Genomic DNA, 16,179 nt, shown 5'->3' on the forward strand with positions numbered 1-16,179 from the left:
AGCATGTATATTAAAGGAAAAATACCCTGTACCGCCATGCGCCGTACAGGCTCCAATAGATAGCCACAAATGGAATAGCCATGGATGTGATAATCATCTCTAAAACATGACTGCGCCGCCGGGTAGTGTCTGATAAGCGTTTTGAAATAAACATCCCTACCATAACTATCCAGCTTAACAGGCAAAGGCTGACAAGTAGCATTAGTCCTTCGGCAAGGCAGATGGCTGCCAGCACAATCATCGCAATCATTGCATAATAATTCCAGGCCGGCCTCGGCTGAATTTTGCGCCTGTACATGCCCGGGAATTTTTTGTAGAGCAGTGCATTGTACATATTCTTCTTCTGCTCCCTGATGCTCACGCCCCATTCTGCCTTACGTACGGGATGTACAACGATAGCATCCAGAATTTTTAGAACGGGTACTTTTAGGGCCAGTAACCTGAATTCAAGATCACTGTCTTCCCGCCACGCAATAGAAAACCTTTCATCAAAACCATTAAGTGCAGTCAACACATCTTTCGTAACGGCACAGTTGGCCGTTACGAAATCAGCGGTGGCCAGGCGGGCAGTATTCCGTTCATAATCTGTAGGTTCTTTGGGAATGGGTACAATCACTTTTCCTGTAAAGGCCATTGGTTTTACGCCATCCCAGGCACTGAGAAAGCCACTTAACCAACGGCTATCCGGCAAAGTATCGTCATCTGTAAATGCCACCAACGGTGCTACAGCTGCTTTCCAGCCTTTATTGCGAGCCGCTGCCGGCCCTTTTTTCCTGTTCAGTGGAATGTATCGCAGGTCCAGTAAGCCTTTCTGGTACCAGTCATCTATTACAGTACGGGTCGCTACATCCGGGCCATCGCTGACTACGATTACCTCAAAATCAGCTTTGTCGAGGTCCTGCCTTGACAAAGCTGCCAGGCATGCCGATAACAATTGCGGGCGCCTGTATGTTGGGATAACAACTGAAATCTTCATGTTTTATTTTTGTTTTTCCACCAGGAATGATCCGATTACCAATGCATCAAAAGGTGAAGACCAGAAGCATTCAATAGCATCGCGTGGTGTGCATACAATGGGTTTTCCTAAAGTATTGAACGAAGTATTGATTAACACAGGCACGCCTGTTTTTTTGTAAAATGCTTCCAGCAGGTTGTAGTATTTCTCGTGCTGTTCTCTGTTGACTGTCTGAATCCTCGCTGTTCCGTCTACGTGAGTCACCGCAGGAATCATACCTCTTTTTTCTTCTTTCACTTCATATACGAACAACATGAATGGAGAATACGAAGCGCCTTCAAACCACTCAGCTGCCTTATCTTCCATCACCACGGGGGCTACGGGCCTGAAATCTTCCCTGTCTTTTACCTCGTTGAGCCTGGCCTGCATGTCTGCATGCAGGGGAGATGCCAGTATAGATCGGCTCCCCAATGCCCGTGGACCAAATTCCATTCTGCCCTGGAACCAACCGATGATTTTATCCTCAATCAGTAAGTCAGCCGTCTCTTCTGCTATGTTCGTCATCTTACGATAAGGGGTCTTGGTCCATTTCAGGAAGGACTCAATTTCATCGTCACCATATTCCGGCCCCCAGTAAGCATGATCCATTGTAAAATCCTTCCTGGTGCTTTTCCTTTCAGTCGCATCTACCCACATAGCTGCACCCAGTGCTGTGCCTGCATCTCCTGCAGCAGGTTGTACCCAGATGTTTTTAAACAAACCGGCATCTCTCAGTTTGGCATTCAGCACACAGTTGAGCGCTACACCTCCTGCAAAGCAAAGATTCTCTGCCCCTGTTTCACTTTTCAGCCAGCTGGCCAGCTCCAGTACCGATTCCTGCAAAACCTGCTGTAAAGAATATGCAATATTGAAATGATGATCTGTGAATGGATCTCCTTTTTTTCTTGCAGGGCCAAGTAACTCCACCATATAATCATCATTGATAGTATAAATTCCATTATCACTCATATTGATCATGGAGCGGAATGCATTGGTGAATACAGGCTTGCCATAAGAAGCAAGTGCCATCACCTTGTATTCGTCGGAAGAATGCAGGAAACCCAGGTGGGAAGTCACTTTTTCGTATAGCAGTCCCAGGGAATGCGGCATGTCTACCTGGCTGATTCTCCGCAGATCGTTGCCACTGCCCATACTAAAAGTAGTAGTGGCTTTTTCACCCCGGCCATCCACTGTGAGCACAGCCGCTTCCATGTATGGAGAGGGCAGGAACGCACTACTCGCATGACTGAGATGGTGTTCGATAAAATGCCAGCGTTCCTTTGTCATCTCAGCCTCCCTGAATCTTTCCTGCAGGTGATGTGGATAACCATCAATCAATTGGCCGGGAGCATTGATAATGGAGGAGAGGAATAAAGGATCCCATGGTGATAACCATTTCTCAGGCATTAATCTTTTCGTAGGGTCCAAAGGTAATTCCACTTTCTGCTGGATCACATCGTTCGGGTCCATCAACAAATAAGGGTCAAATGAATAAGCAATATGGTCTACATCACGTAAATGAATATTGGCAGTTTTCAGGCAATAATCAATTGCGTGAAACGGTAATTCATATGCAGAGAAGGGAATGGGTCTTTTCCCATGTTTAACATGTGTAAAGCGTTCGTCTTCTGCAGCTGCCAATAGTTGACCGTCTTTGAGAATGCAGGCAGCGGAATCATGAAAGGCTGCATTAATGCCCAGCGTGTACATAAGCAATATTTTTTTGTGTCAGGGGTAGCAGCACAAATACCTTGCAGAATGCAAAAAGCACAGCCATGCTGTGCTTTAACTGTTCAGCGAATTGGCACCGTGTGAGTTATTTACCCATACACAGCATGCTTGCCTACATACCCGGCAGTTTAATGCCGTTGTCGCGCAAAGTATGGATCACCCTGGCGTTCAGATCAAATTTAGTTTCATCAAATTCTTCCTGGGTGGTCCACGCATAGATCATGATATGCCATCCATCTGGTTCCAGGTTCGATACAATGGCTTCTGGTTTTGGATCATTGTGCACATTGGGCGTTTCTGTTGCCACTTTCAATACAATCGGCTTTACCTGATCAGGTGGATAAGCGTAGCTAAGTTTAAGATCTATTTCAATGCGGCGGGTTTCAGTGCTGCTATGATTGATAATTACTTCATTGGACAATTTGGAATTAGGAATAATCACAGCCCTGTTGTCAGTCGTAATAATAATGGTGTTGAATAATTGTATAGAACTTACTATGCCGGTCTGGCCCTGTGCCATGATTGTATCACCTGCCTTATAAGGTTTGAGTAACAGGATTATAATACCGCTGGTAAAGTTTTGTAAAGTACCGGAAAGTGCCAGGCCAGCGGCAACACCGATAGATCCTACTAAGGCGGCAAAGATGGTCATACGGATATCGAGCATCTGCATTACGCCTAATAAGAGGAAGACCTGTAATGTTGTTGTGATTAGACCGGTTAAAAAGGGGCGTAAAGTCGTGTCTTCACGGTGCTTCATTAAGGTCTTTAACAACCATTTCTTAACTACGTGAATAACCCATTGTCCTGCTAATAAAACGAACAATGCAAGAGCTATTCTGGGTCCGTAGAGAACGATCCAATGGTAAGCGTTCTGAAGCATTTTGTCCATCATAATAAAACCTTTTTTAATGAACACTATATGAAATATCATACCAGTCTTAGCAATCACGTGGCCTCATCTTTGTATTTCCCTGTGTATAAAACCTAAATTATGGAACCTGTTAATGTAGAGAACAGAAATAAATATGCGCTGATAACAGGCGCTACCAGTGGGATTGGATTTGAGTTGGCTAAATGTTTTGCAAAGGATAGTTACAACCTGATCCTGGTCGCACGTAATGAAGATCGCTTAAATGAAGTGACGAATGAGTTGAAGAAAAATTTCTCGGTAGAGGTAACACCTATTGCGAAGAATTTATTTGCACCCGGATCTGCGGAAGAAATCTACGAAGAAACAAGAAAAATGGGGATTACTGTGGATGTATTGGTCAATGATGCCGGACAGGGCGAATGGGGCCCATTCATTGATACCAGCCTGGAGCGTGACCTGGATATCATTCACCTGAATATAATCGGCCTGCTGTCACTCACGAAATTATTCCTGCGTGACATGGTGCGCCGCAACGAAGGGAAGATTCTGCAGGTGGGGTCAGAGGCTGGAACAACGCCAATGCCGTTGTTGTCAGTATATGCTGCGACCAAAGCATTTGTCCTCTCATTCAGTGCTGCACTGGCTGAGGAGTTGCGTGATACAAATATTACTATTACCGCTTTATTGCCGGGAGCTACAGATACGGACTTCTTCCACAAAGCAGGGCAGGAGGATACTGTCACTTACAGGGAATCCGAACTGGCTTCACCGGAGGTGGTGGCGAAGGATGGTTATGAGGCATTGATGAAAGGGGAGCGTAAAATTATCTCTGGTAATAAGACTAAATTGCATGTATGGATGAATGATCTGTTAGGATCGAAAATGTCTGCCTCAAATGCCCGCAAGCTGAATGAGCCGAGTCATAATACGGCAGGAGAGAAGTTGCCACAGCACGAGGCTTCCCTGAATGAAAGGGAATATATTTCGCAGCAGAGTGGCGAGCGGGATGGTGATTTGATCACTGGTCGTAAGTATAAGGACAGGCCGGATCCTGATTCAAATGAGCCTGTGCTCACAAAAGAAAATCTGCCCGATGCGACAAATGAGTCCAGTGGAAAGGTAGGTTCAGGACAAAGACAAGATTCAAATTAATATGATAAAAAAGGATTTTCCTGTTGAAGATGTAAGACGGTTCCTGGAGCCAACGCCCACAGTCCTCGTCACATCTGCTTACAAAGATAAACAGAATATTATGACCATGGGATGGTACACCGTCATGGAATTTGTACCATCCCTCATTGGTTGTATGATTACAGGAAGTAATTACAGTTTCGGTCTGATTACTAAAAGCAGAGAATGCGTTATTAATATCCCTTCTTCAGACCTTGCGAAAAAAGTAGTTGCAGTAGGAAATTGCAGCGGTGCTGACACAGATAAATTTACAAGCATCGGCTTCACAGCGGAGCCTGCCAGTATAGTGAAAGCGCCTTTGCTCAAAGAATGTTTTGCCAGTTTTGAATGTAAGATCCACGACTCTAAGCTCATCAATGCTTACAACTTTTTCATTTTCGAAGTAGTCAGGGCGCACGTAGCCTCCCGGCCTAAATTCCCTGAAACCATTGCCTATAGGGGAGACAGTCAGTTTGTGCTCTCGGGGAAAAATATCAGGATCCACTCAGATAAGTAGCATATTCATCACCTGCCACAGGTGCTGGCATTGGTCCAGGTCTTTCACCGGGGAGAGTTGCAACATGCCTGTACGGATATGATTTACCATTTTCAGATCCGGATGAGTCAAGCCCGGATGGCATACCATACAGGCAATCGCCGTTTTTAAGATAGGCGCTTTTACCCGCATGCTTTCAGGTGAATATCTTGCGGGGTGCAGGTGAATATATTGCCCGGGTACATTACCTGCCAGTAGGATCCACCGGGAGGTATCAGATAATGTAATCTCTTTGTATTCCCCTTTCAGCCATGCCAGGTAGCCAGCTTCATCTGCTACAGGGATATGGGTGAGAACGGCTTCAAACAATCCTTCCAGCGATAAAGATCCATAATAAATATCCATCTGTGAATTCCCCAGTTTCTTCAATAAACCCGGCAAAGTGGCTGGTGTCGCTATTTTAATCTGCTGGTGAATAAAGCCTCTGTGGTGTTTAAGGGCATTGAACAGGATGTTTGATGATGCGGGCATGCTGCGAATTTACTGGAATCCCCGAAAAAATCGGCTAACTTTGCGGCCCGCGCACAATTATTAAACCACCATAATGGCTTACCTGAATTTATTTGACTTTAAACAAAAAGTTGATTATAAGAATGAAATCCTGGCCGGACTCACTGTAGCCATGACCATGATTCCTGAATCCCTGTCCTTTGCCATCTTAGCAGGTTTCTCACCATTAACAGGCTTATATGCTGCCTTTATTATGGGATTAGTGACAGCGGTATCAGGCGGCCGTCCCGGCATGGTTTCCGGTGGGGCCGGGGCTACAGTAGTCGTACTCATTACCCTGATGCAATCACACGGTGTTGAGTATGTATTTGCTGCTGTTATGCTGGCGGGAATCTTACAGATCCTGGTCGGCTTGTTCAGATTAGGAAAATTTATTAAGCTGGTTCCTCAGCCGGTCATGTATGGATTTGTGAATGGATTAGCGATTATCATCTTCACTGCCCAGTTACAGCAGTTTAAATCAGCAAGTGGGGAATGGCTGTCAGGGTCGCCATTGTATATTATGCTGGGCTTAGTGTTATTAACTATTGCAATCGTCTTTTTCTTCTCAAAATTGACAAAGGCTGTACCTGCATCCCTCGTTGCAATTATCATTGTATTTGCCCTGGTAGTAGGTTTCGGCATCCCTACTAAAACAGTAAAAGATATCGCAGCACTCAGTGGTGGTTTTCCTCCATTCCATATCCCTGCTATCTCCTGGACATTCGAAACCCTGCAACTCATCTTTCCTTATTCATTGGTAATGGCAGGTGTAGGTTTGGTTGAATCCCTGCTTACATTAAATGTGGTAGATGAAATCACCGGTACCAGGGGGCGAAGCAATAAAGAATGTATTGCCCAGGGGAGTGCGAATGTCTTAAATGGGTTCTTCACCGGAATGGGTGGATGTGCAATGATCGCGCAAACCTTTGTGAATCTCTCCGCCGGATCCAGGGCGCGTCTGTCAGGTATCATAGCAGCTATTACCATTTTAATGGTCATCTTATTCGGTGCGCCGCTTATTGAAAGAGTACCTATGGCTGCCTTAGTAGGAGTAATGATGATGGTGGCTATTGGCACCTTTGAGTGGATCAGTCTTCGCATTATCAATAAAATGCCCCGTCACGATGTCGTTATTGGTATTCTCGTAGCAGCTATCACTGTATGGCTGCACAACCTGGCCCTGGCAGTACTTGCCGGTGTAGTGATTTCTGCCCTCGTATTCGCATGGGAGAGTGCACACAAATTGCAGGTAAAGAATTATACAGATGCGCAGGGTATTAAGCACTATGAAGTAAATGGGCCTTTATTTTTTGGTGCCATTGCTGACTTCAATACCAGCTTTGATATAGAAACCGATCCTGAAGAGGTGATCATTGATTTTAAAAATAGCCGTGTCACCGATATGAGTGCTATCCAGGCATTGGATAAACTGACAGAAAGATATAAGCAATCGGGGAAGAAATTACAGCTCCGCCATCTGAGCGATGATTGTATAGCAAAGCTCACGCATGCAGAAGGGGTGATTGATGTAAACATCATCTAAAACGAAAATTAAAAAGCAAACCATACCGCGGCAGCGGCGCGGTTGTTTTTTGTGAAAATTGTATCTTCATCCTATGAAAAAGATATTTGTATTTCTCCTGTTACCCTTTGCCGTGCATGCGCAAAATACCAGTGCATTGAAAATAGACGCTTATATGCGTGCCCTGTCCAAAATTGCTCATTTCAGCGGGACTGTTTTAGTCGGACAGAAAGGCAAAATCGTTTATAGCAATGCCTTTGGCGAAGCTGATAGAGAATGGCATGTGAAAAACACCTTGTCTGGCAAGTACAGGATTGGTTCTATCACCAAGCAGTTCACAGCTGCCTGTATCCTTCACCTGGAAGAGCAGGGCAAGTTGAGCCTTGATGACAAGCTGAGTAAATATATTCCTGATTATCCACAGGGTGATAAGGTCACAATTCATATGCTGCTCAATCAGACGACAGGTATCCCTGACTATACAGCCCTGCCTGAGACAGACCTTCACTCGGAGGTACTGGATGTGGCACCCGCTGATTTTATCAGGAGTTTCCAGAATCAGCCTTATTTATTTGCACCTGGTACACAGTGGGCATATAGTAATTCCAACTACTTCCTGTTGGGGTATATCATAGAAAAGATAACAGGACAGCCCTTTGCTGACTACCTGAAAGTAATTACCGACAAAGCGGGTTTGAAGAACACCGGTATGGATCGTCCGGATACGATCCTGCCTTATCGCACGCATGGTTATGCTGAGGGCTATAATATACCGTTCTATACAATGTCCGGTCCTTATGCTGCCGGTGGAATGTATTCTACGGCAGAAGATCTGCTGGCATGGGACAAGGCATTGCTGGGTAATAAAGTACTGTCTGAAGCATCTACAAAGAAGATGACTACAGCCTATATGGGTAATTATGGTTATGCCTTGTTTGTAGATAGTCTGGATACACATCCCAGGATCTGGCATACCGGAGGTATTCCGGGTTTTCGTTCGGTGATCAGCTGGTATAAGGATGGCGATTTCTATGTGATCGTATTGTCTAACAACGAATCGAATGCACAGTATGCAGGGGCAGCACTGGCTGGTATTATGCTGAATATGCCTGTCGTAAATCCTTATATTCACCAGCGGGCTTCCATTAATAATGCAGTGATTGACAATTATGTGGGTGCTTATTGTGGAAAGACGTGTTTAGAACTGATCAGGAAAGAAGGTAAGTTATACCGCAAAGGAAATGGGATTGATGATATAGAACTGATTCCGGAATCTGAAAAGAAATTCTATTATAGCGATGGTACAGACAGGCAGGTAGAGTTTATAACAGATGGAACAGGGAAAGCGGTAAAAGCATACATGATAACAGGAGGCTTGAAAATACCATTAGAAAGACAATCTGGTTGATAATAAAAATCCCCGCTTGCATCAAGCGGGGATTTTTTTATTTCTTTATTAAAGTTGGCTGGATTAATTCCTTCCAGATCTTATACCCATCCTTATTCAGGTGCAGCATATCGCTCTGAAAAATCTCCGGTCTTGAATTTCCGTCTTTTGTCAGCATGGGTGTAAATACGTCGACCCAGGTGATCTTATGCTGTGTTTCCAGGTATTCTTTAATCAGGCTGTTTGCATCCTGCACGGTTTGTCTGTATTTATCGCGGGAGGGACTTGGCTTGATGGAGATATAAGTAATCGGTGTTTCGGGCAGACGTTCCCTGATGCCGGTGATCAATTTTTTCGTACGCTCGAGTACGGTATCTGGAGTCGCCCCATCCGGAATATCGTTTTCACCTACATACAATACGATCTCTCTGGGATGGTAGGGAAACACGATATCGTTGAGGTAAAAAATAATATCATTCACCTTTGCACCGCCAATTCCCCTGTTCATAACATCGTAGGATGCAAAGGTCCTTTCCATATCTTCCCATTTACGGATAGAAGAACTACCTACAAAGAGAATGGGGTTTGCAGGAGGGGCGTACATTTGATCATAGTGCTTAATAGTCTGTACATCATCCCAGAAAGGGGGTTTGTCCTGCGCCTGGCTGACCTGTAAAATGGTTATGCTGATCAGCAGGAGAAGCATGGCTTTCTTCATAACATTCGATTTTATAGCTCCAAAATAAAAATTCTACACGGATAGCAGTACCGCAACATAATGACAGATGGCGGCTGCGAGCACAAAGGTATGCCATATGGCGTGGGTATAGGCAGCTTTTTCCTTCATGTAAAAATATACACCGATAGAATATAGTACGCCGCCTATCGCGATCATGATGATCACCGGCAGGGGCAGGTAGGAGAAAAATGTTTTGCCGCCGACGATCATGATCCATCCCATAATAAGATAGATGATCGTACTCAGTACATTGAAGCGGCCGGTAAAGAAGGATTTAAACACGACACCTACAGCGGTGAGTCCCCACAAAATGCAGAGTAGTGAGATGCCGAAGGCATTGTTCATAAACACCAGCAGGAAGGGGGTGTAGGTACCAGCAATAAGGAAATAGATGCTAATGTGATCGAGTACTACGAATAGTTTTTTGACCTGTTGGTCTTGGGCCAGGTGGTATACGGTAGAGCAGGTGAATAGGAGAATGAAGCAGAAGCTGTAAATGCCGGCACCTACAATACCGGGGGTATTTCCATGGGTGGCGGCAATACCGGTAAGAACGGGGAGGGCGCTCAGCCCAAAGAGGATGCCTACGGCGTGAATGATGCCGTGTATGATCTCCTGTTTGCGGTTGTAAAATGAGTCTAATACAATCATTGGTTAATCTTTTTCGTCAGGATGCAAAATTAAAAAGAATAGCCTGGAGCTAATGTTAAACAACAGTCAAAAAACTGGGGTGTTTCGAGAATGATTCGTAGATAAGCCGTAGATATCCCGCCTCTTTTAGAATGCGGGTTATTGGCGGAATATCTGCGGGTTATCTGCGGGTTATCTGCGGAATATCTCCCTTAGAAGGCAGGGTGTCTTAGTACAGAAAAACCTTACAGTTGACGTATTGTATGCAGAATTAGCTTTACAGGTTGGAGCTTGGTTCAGCGAGCGCTTTACAGGTGTAAATTACTCATTACTTTGTTTCTTTTCTTCCATTTTGAGGACAAAGCGCCCTTTTTGGTATGTGCCTCATTGGGTGTCAGGTAGTTACAACTCATGTGCGGTCTGACACGGTTATAATAATCAATGGCCTTGCTAACGGCATTAAGCGCCTCTCCGTAGGTCTTAGTACAGAAAAACCTTACAGTTGACGTATGGTCTGGTCCTAAGGTAGGTTTACACTATGGTTAATTAATCCTGTTTGAAGTTTACCATGTTTGCCCTGACCGGCATCAATGGGAAAGGATTGCAGTACCGGCCGGGTATAAAATGGGATTTATGCTTTCAGCAGACTTAAATCAGGCTGTGCGTATTTATACACTTTGAAGTAGATGGTGGTGTTGGTTTGGTATACACCCTCGATTTCTGACAATTGATTCACAAACTGTACTAAATGGTCATTATCCCTGCACATGACATTTACCTCCAGGTCATAGGCTCCTGAGGTCATGGCCAGGAAACTTACTTCCGGAAGCCTGGCAATCTGTTTCGCCACCTGTTCTTTGAAGGTGGCCGGCCGGATATAGACGGCGATATGCGCATAAGATCTGAACCCTACCTTATCAGGATCTACCCTGCCGATGATGCTGATGGTACCATCTTCAATGAGGCGGTTAAACCGGGTCCTGACAGTGCCGATGGAGACATTGAGCTTTTCCGCAATTACGGTAAATGACACCCTGCCATCCTGTTGTAAATGCGATAAGATGGAAAAATCAAGATCGTCGAGTTGGGCAGGAACGTTTTCTGGTAGTTTATGCTTCGCCATATAGAGGGTTGAAAGACAAAAATGCAGAAATTTCAGAAAGTATGTAATAAATGTACATTTTTTTTAGTAAATTGATAGTATCGTATTAAAATTGTCAGTGGCAAAAGATCCACTCACAAATCATCACCCAAATACCCCAGACATGAAATACGACCAATTGCAGAATTTTGTAGGCGGAAGTTTTACCAAAATCGCTTCCGATCGTACTATTCCCGTCATCTCTCCCGTTGACGGCACATTGTTGACAGAAATGCCTTGTTCCACAGCTGCAGATCTGGACCTTGCCGTACAGGCGGCAAAAAAGGCTTTTCCTGCCTGGAGCCGTACACCTGTTAAGGAAAGGGTACAGGTTTTTTTCAGGTACAAATTCCTGTTGGAGCAAAACCTGGAAACACTGGCCGGTATGATCAGTGCAGAAAACGGGAAGACCTATGCCGAAGCGGTACAGGAGGTAGAAAAATGTATAGAACTAACGGAGTTTGCCACCTCGCTGCCACAGCTTATTACAGGCGAGGTACTGGAAGTATCCAGTGGGGTGGAGTGTCGTACAGCTCATGTACCTATTGGGGTAGTGGCATCGGTAGTTCCATTCAATTTTCCCGCGATGGTGCCTAACTGGACGATTCCCAATGCCCTTACGCTGGGCAATTGTATGATCATGAAACCATCTGAAAAGGTGCCTTTAAGTGTCGGCCTGCTTGCCACATTATTGAAAGAAGCCGGACTGCCGGATGGTGTATTTAACATCGTAAACGGTGACAGTGAGATCGTGAATGCGATCTGTGATCATCCTGACATAGAAGCGGTTTCTTTTGTCGGTTCTACTAAAGTGGCAAAGGTGGTGTACCGGCGGGCTACGCAAAATCTGAAGCGCTGCCTGGCACTGGGTGGGGCCAAGAATCACCTGCTGGTATTGCCGGATGCAAAGCCGGATATGACGGCACAAAATATAGCTGCGTCTATGAGTGGCTGTGCGGGACAACGATGTATGGCGGCATCGGCCATGGTGGGGGTAGGAGATGTGGACCACATTGTAGCGCGGCTTTGTGAGGAGGCAAAGAAAATTGTTCCCGGGAAAAATTTGGGAGCAGTGATCAATAAAGATGCAAAAATAAGAATAGAACAGTATATTACAGAAGCAGAGAAGAATGGTGCCCGCATCTTAGTTGATGGCAGAGGTGCAGCAGTACCGGGCAAGGAAAACGGTACTTACGTAGGACCCACGATAATTGATTATGTTACCCCGGACATGTCTGTAGCGAAGGAAGAAATATTTGGACCTGTGATTAGTATACTTCGCACTTCCACCGTAGATGAAGCACTTGATATAGAAAATGCAAGCCCTTATGGCAATGCCGCGTCTGTGTTTACGCAGAACGGGAGTATGGCCCGTTATGTGGCGGAGAGGGCGAGTGCAGGGATGATTGGGGTGAATGTAGGGGTGCCTGTGCCACGGGAGCCGTTTTCATTTGGCGGGTGGAATGAGAGTAAGTTTGGAGTGGGGGATATAACGGGGAAGAGTGCGATTGAATTCTGGACTAAGTTGAAGAAGAGTACGACTAAATGGAATCCGGAGGAAGGGGTGAATTGGATGAGTTAGGAGGATTGAATAGGTTAGGATACATGAGTTATATAAGCCTTTATTTGGCAGGAAGCACAACCAAAATTAACATTGAAGGTGAAGGAAGTAGTGAATTGGATGCGTTAGAATAACTATATAGGTATGGTAAATGAATAAGCTTCCGATTAGGTATTATCAGGCAGGAAGCACAACCAAAATTAAGCATTGAAGCCGAAGGAAGTGGTGAATTGGATGCGTTAAATAAGTATTCATCAGTATGACCAAATAAAAACCGGAAGCAGGGATTAATAAATAGTAATCATCAGTACGACCAAATAAAAACCGGAAGCAGGAAATAATAAATAGTATTCATCAATACGACCAAATAAAAACCGGAAGCAGGAATTAAAAGCATCAGCCAGGAGTATTTCAAATCTGATAAAAATAATTGTATGTCAGCAATTGTTGACCTGTCAACTGCCCAGGAGATTATCCAGGATAACCTCGACTACACCCTATTTTCGTGGAGCAGGCAAAAGGGCCTGCAGCCCATAGCCATAAAGCACGCGGAGGGCATCTATTTGTATGATTATGATGACAAAAGATATCTGGATTTCTCTTCCGGATTGATGAATGTAAATATCGGACATGGCAATCAGCGGGTCACGGAAGCGGTGATGCGGCAGATGCAGGCAGTGAGTTATGTGACACCTGGTTGTGTGACGGAGGCGAGGGGAGAGTTGGGGAAGAAACTGGCGGCTATCTCCCCGGGCAATTTAACGAAAACATTGTTTACAGTTTGTGGAGCGAGTGCGATTGAAAATGCAGTGAAACTGGCAAGGCTCTATACGGGCAGGCATAAGATAATAACACGTTACCGTGCATTTCATGGAGCCTCCTATGTGGCTATGAGTGCTGGTGGAGACCCAAGGAAACTGGCAGTAGATGCACAACAGGCACCGAATTTTGTACATGTGGAAGATCCTTATTGTTATAGGTGTCCATGGGGTAAGGAAATAAGGAGCTGTTCACGGGAGTGTGTGAGCCATGTAGAACGGGTAATAGAATTTGAGGGGCCGGAGAATGTAGCAGCCATATTGATGGAAGGGGAGAGTGGGAGTTCTGGTTGTATAAAATATCCGCCTGATTATTTGCAGAAGATCAGGGCGCTTTGTGATAAACATGGAATTTTGTTGATTGCCGACGAAGTGATGAGTGGATTTGGCAGAACGGGGAAATGGTTTGCCTGTGATGTGCATGGTGTCGTACCTGATATGATTGCGACAGCGAAAGGGATAACGGCGGGTTATTTACCCCTGGGAGCCCTGATCGTGAGTGATAAGATAGCGGCGCATTTTGATGAAAGAACATTGTGGCTGGGTTTGACCTATTCAGCACATCCGGTATGTTGTGCAGCGGGAGTGGAAGTGTTGAAGATCTATGAGGATGAGCAGTTGATTGAGAATTCGGCGAGGATGGGGGAATATGTGACAGTGCGTGTGGAGGAGATGAAGGCCCTGCATCCTTGTATCGGAGACTTCAGAACGACGGGATTGTTGGGATGTATAGAGCTGGTGAAAAATAGGGAGACGAAGGAGCCGATGGCACCTTTTAATGCGAAACCGGAGGAGATGGTGGTGATGAATAAGGTGGCGGCACGGATAAAGCAGTTGGGCATGTATGCGTTTGTGAGATGGAACTATGTGTTTATAGCGCCGCCATTGAGCATCACGAGGGAGCAAATGGATGAGGGCCTGGCGATTATTGACGATGCGTTGGGGATAGCGGACGAGTATGTGAATTGACACTAACTTTTAATAATATGCCTACCAATTTGTACAGTGAAGACCTGGCACCCGTACCTGCCGGCAGCAGGACCTGGAATACCTGGAATTACGCAGCACTCTGGATTAGTATGAGCCTGTGCATTCCAACCTACATGCTTGCCAGTTCGCTGATAGAAGGTGGTATGAACTGGTGGCAGGCCATCCTGACCATCTTCGCGGGCAATACAGTCGTATTGATCCCTATGATCCTAAATGGTCATGCAGGTACCAAATATGGTATTCCATTTCCTGTATTTGCCCGCGCCAGCTTTGGTACCAAAGGAGCCAATGTTCCTGCGTTATTAAGAGCAATTGTAGCCTGCGGCTGGTTCGGCATTCAAACATGGATAGGCGGATTTGCTATCTACCAGATGTTACGCCTCTGGATCCCTGCCCTGGAACAATTACCTGCCGTATTCCCTGCATCGTGGGGATTGGCGACAGGTCCGGCGATCTGCTTTATTCTTTTCTGGTGCCTGAATATGTATGTCGTGTACTTAGGCATCGACAGCATAAAAAAGCTGTTAGTGTTCAAAGCGATTTTTTTACCGGTCGCAGCATTGGCACTATTATACTGGGCCATCCATGCCGTGAGTGGCGGACTGGGACCTATCCTCACACAGCCATCGAAGTTTACAAGTGCCGCCGCATTCTGGGCTTTCTTTATTCCCGGGTTGACGGGGATGGTAGGATTCTGGGCTACACTGTCCTTGAACATCCCTGATTTTACAAGATATGCGCATAGTCAGCAGGCACAGGTAAAGGGACAGGCTTTGGGCTTACCGACATCCATGACATTGTTTTCCTTCATTGGTGTGGTGGTTACATCTGCTACAACCATTGTATATGGTACCACGATCTGGGATCCGGTGGTACTGGCTGGAAAGTTTGATAATAAAATACTGGTGAGCATTGCTATGATAGCCGTAGCGATTTCCACACTGGCTACAAACATTGCAGCGAATATTGTGAGTCCTGCCAATGACTTTGCACACCTGAATCCTGCAAAGATCAGTTTCCGGACGGGAGGTTTTATAACAGGGGTAATAGGCATACTTATTTTCCCATGGAAACTGGTGGCTGATCCCAGTGGGTATATCTTTACCTGGTTGGTGGGGTATTCAAGTTTATTAGGCCCGGTAGGAGGTATAATGATCGCTGATTATTACATTTTACGCAGGCAGCAGCTGGAGTTGGATGAATTGTATCAGCATGATGGCAGGTATAGTTATACGAATGGGTATAACAGGTATGCTGTACTGGCATTGCTATTGGGTATTGCGCCGAATATTCCTGGTTTCCTGGCAACGATCCATGTGATAGCTGCTGATGCATTGCCTGGGTGGATAATGGGGATGTATAGTTATGCATGGTTTGTAGGGTTTTTTGTTTCGGGGATTGGGTATACACTGCTGATGCGATCAGTAAAATCGGTAGAGTATGCGACGGCTGATTAAGGGGAAAAGGCATTAAGTCTGGCGCTTGGTTTGTGCCTTAAACGCATATTATTACGATCAAATAAGTCTATCGGGTATTTGACGGCTGATTAAAGAGGAAGGTATTAGGTCCGGCGC

Annotated in this window: 14 protein-coding genes and 1 pseudogene; 7 read left to right on the forward strand and 8 right to left on the reverse strand. The window is 45.3% G+C overall.

Going from position 1 to position 16,179, the window contains the following annotated elements; all coding sequences use genetic code 11:
- Window positions 1–10: 10 nt before the first annotated feature.
- The 3 genes from DXN04_RS04415 to DXN04_RS04425 all read right to left on the reverse strand — a co-directional run bounded on the left by DXN04_RS04415 (window position 11) and on the right by DXN04_RS04425 (window position 3,620).
- Complete coding sequence (locus DXN04_RS04415) at window positions 11–976, reverse strand: glycosyltransferase family 2 protein (protein WP_116852071.1); 966 nt, start codon at window positions 974–976, stop codon at window positions 11–13.
- A gap of 3 nt (window positions 977–979) precedes the next feature.
- A complete protein-coding gene (locus DXN04_RS04420; RefSeq protein ID WP_116852072.1) occupies window positions 980–2,704 on the reverse strand; it encodes a carbamoyltransferase family protein in 1,725 nt (574 codons plus the stop codon).
- 133 nt (window positions 2,705–2,837) lie between these two features.
- Window positions 2,838–3,620: a mechanosensitive ion channel family protein gene (locus DXN04_RS04425; protein ID WP_158568843.1), complete on the reverse strand. Its 783-nt coding sequence runs from the start codon at window positions 3,618–3,620 to the stop codon at window positions 2,838–2,840.
- 99 nt (window positions 3,621–3,719) lie between these two features.
- Here DXN04_RS04425 and DXN04_RS04430 point away from each other — a divergent pair, with 99 nt between their 5' ends.
- Together DXN04_RS04430 and DXN04_RS04435 are read left to right on the forward strand one after the other, a co-directional pair.
- Window positions 3,720–4,751 (forward strand): SDR family NAD(P)-dependent oxidoreductase, encoded by a 1,032-nt coding sequence (locus DXN04_RS04430; RefSeq protein WP_116852074.1) that lies wholly within the window; start codon window positions 3,720–3,722, stop codon window positions 4,749–4,751.
- A gap of 1 nt (window position 4,752) precedes the next feature.
- Window positions 4,753–5,286 carry a flavin reductase family protein gene (locus tag DXN04_RS04435; RefSeq protein WP_116852075.1) on the forward strand — a complete coding sequence of 178 codons (534 nt, stop codon included), beginning with the start codon at window positions 4,753–4,755 and terminating at the stop codon, window positions 5,284–5,286.
- On the opposite strand, the gene DXN04_RS04440 is transcribed toward DXN04_RS04435, so the two are convergent.
- Entirely contained in the window at window positions 5,275–5,796 is a 522-nt protein-coding gene (locus DXN04_RS04440; RefSeq protein ID WP_116852076.1) for a hypothetical protein, read from the reverse strand. The two genes, DXN04_RS04435 and DXN04_RS04440, sit on opposite strands and share 12 nt — an antisense overlap.
- A 73-nt stretch (window positions 5,797–5,869) precedes the next feature.
- Between DXN04_RS04440 and DXN04_RS04445 the strand changes: the two genes are divergently transcribed.
- Complete coding sequence (locus DXN04_RS04445) at window positions 5,870–7,360, forward strand: SulP family inorganic anion transporter (protein ID WP_116852077.1); 1,491 nt, start codon at window positions 5,870–5,872, stop codon at window positions 7,358–7,360.
- Window positions 7,361–7,433: 73 nt separating this feature from the next.
- On the forward strand, window positions 7,434–8,747 hold the full coding sequence (locus DXN04_RS04450; RefSeq protein WP_116852078.1) for a serine hydrolase domain-containing protein: 1,314 nt from the start codon (window positions 7,434–7,436) through the stop codon (window positions 8,745–8,747).
- A 37-nt stretch (window positions 8,748–8,784) separates the two neighbouring features.
- On the opposite strand, the gene DXN04_RS04455 is transcribed toward DXN04_RS04450, so the two are convergent.
- From DXN04_RS04455 to DXN04_RS04470, 4 genes and pseudogenes are all read right to left on the reverse strand, one after another.
- Window positions 8,785–9,444, reverse strand: a complete 660-nt coding sequence (locus tag DXN04_RS04455) for a GDSL-type esterase/lipase family protein (protein ID WP_116852079.1) — start codon at window positions 9,442–9,444, stop codon at window positions 8,785–8,787.
- A 33-nt stretch (window positions 9,445–9,477) separates the two neighbouring features.
- Complete coding sequence (gene trhA, locus DXN04_RS04460; RefSeq protein WP_116852080.1) at window positions 9,478–10,116, reverse strand: PAQR family membrane homeostasis protein TrhA; 639 nt, start codon at window positions 10,114–10,116, stop codon at window positions 9,478–9,480.
- A 287-nt stretch (window positions 10,117–10,403) separates the two neighbouring features.
- Window positions 10,404–10,556 (reverse strand): annotated as a pseudogene (locus tag DXN04_RS35720) (integrase core domain-containing protein); the annotation flags it as partial.
- Window positions 10,557–10,726: 170 nt separating this feature from the next.
- Window positions 10,727–11,218, reverse strand: a complete 492-nt coding sequence (locus DXN04_RS04470) for an Lrp/AsnC family transcriptional regulator (RefSeq protein WP_116852082.1) — start codon at window positions 11,216–11,218, stop codon at window positions 10,727–10,729.
- 142 nt (window positions 11,219–11,360) lie between these two features.
- Between DXN04_RS04470 and DXN04_RS04475 the strand changes: the two genes are divergently transcribed.
- The 3 genes from DXN04_RS04475 to DXN04_RS04485 all read left to right on the forward strand — a co-directional run bounded on the left by DXN04_RS04475 (window position 11,361) and on the right by DXN04_RS04485 (window position 16,062).
- Window positions 11,361–12,818, forward strand: a complete 1,458-nt coding sequence (locus DXN04_RS04475) for a CoA-acylating methylmalonate-semialdehyde dehydrogenase (protein ID WP_116852431.1) — start codon at window positions 11,361–11,363, stop codon at window positions 12,816–12,818.
- 413 nt (window positions 12,819–13,231) lie between these two features.
- Complete coding sequence (locus tag DXN04_RS04480) at window positions 13,232–14,584, forward strand: aminotransferase class III-fold pyridoxal phosphate-dependent enzyme (protein WP_116852083.1); 1,353 nt, start codon at window positions 13,232–13,234, stop codon at window positions 14,582–14,584.
- 17 nt (window positions 14,585–14,601) lie between these two features.
- On the forward strand, window positions 14,602–16,062 hold the full coding sequence (locus tag DXN04_RS04485; RefSeq protein ID WP_116852084.1) for an NCS1 family nucleobase:cation symporter-1: 1,461 nt from the start codon (window positions 14,602–14,604) through the stop codon (window positions 16,060–16,062).
- The last annotated feature ends 117 nt before the right edge of the window (window positions 16,063–16,179 follow it).

Origin of the sequence: Chitinophaga silvisoli, assembly GCF_003412465.1 — a bacterium.
GTDB lineage: Bacteria > Bacteroidota > Bacteroidia > Chitinophagales > Chitinophagaceae > Chitinophaga > Chitinophaga silvisoli.

Coding starts and splice junctions, on each gene's coding strand:
- DXN04_RS04415 (WP_116852071.1), bottom strand. CDS start 976: ATGAAGATTTCAGTTGTTATCCCAACATACAGGCGCCCGCAATTGTTA.
- DXN04_RS04420 (WP_116852072.1), bottom strand. CDS start 2,704: ATGTACACGCTGGGCATTAATGCAGCCTTTCATGATTCCGCTGCCTGC.
- DXN04_RS04425 (WP_158568843.1), bottom strand. CDS start 3,620: ATGATGGACAAAATGCTTCAGAACGCTTACCATTGGATCGTTCTCTAC.
- DXN04_RS04430 (WP_116852074.1), top strand. CDS start 3,720: ATGGAACCTGTTAATGTAGAGAACAGAAATAAATATGCGCTGATAACA.
- DXN04_RS04435 (WP_116852075.1), top strand. CDS start 4,753: ATGATAAAAAAGGATTTTCCTGTTGAAGATGTAAGACGGTTCCTGGAG.
- DXN04_RS04440 (WP_116852076.1), bottom strand. CDS start 5,796: ATGCCCGCATCATCAAACATCCTGTTCAATGCCCTTAAACACCACAGA.
- DXN04_RS04445 (WP_116852077.1), top strand. CDS start 5,870: ATGGCTTACCTGAATTTATTTGACTTTAAACAAAAAGTTGATTATAAG.
- DXN04_RS04450 (WP_116852078.1), top strand. CDS start 7,434: ATGAAAAAGATATTTGTATTTCTCCTGTTACCCTTTGCCGTGCATGCG.
- DXN04_RS04455 (WP_116852079.1), bottom strand. CDS start 9,444: ATGAAGAAAGCCATGCTTCTCCTGCTGATCAGCATAACCATTTTACAG.
- trhA (WP_116852080.1), bottom strand. CDS start 10,116: ATGATTGTATTAGACTCATTTTACAACCGCAAACAGGAGATCATACAC.
- DXN04_RS04470 (WP_116852082.1), bottom strand. CDS start 11,218: ATGGCGAAGCATAAACTACCAGAAAACGTTCCTGCCCAACTCGACGAT.
- DXN04_RS04475 (WP_116852431.1), top strand. CDS start 11,361: ATGAAATACGACCAATTGCAGAATTTTGTAGGCGGAAGTTTTACCAAA.
- DXN04_RS04480 (WP_116852083.1), top strand. CDS start 13,232: ATGTCAGCAATTGTTGACCTGTCAACTGCCCAGGAGATTATCCAGGAT.
- DXN04_RS04485 (WP_116852084.1), top strand. CDS start 14,602: ATGCCTACCAATTTGTACAGTGAAGACCTGGCACCCGTACCTGCCGGC.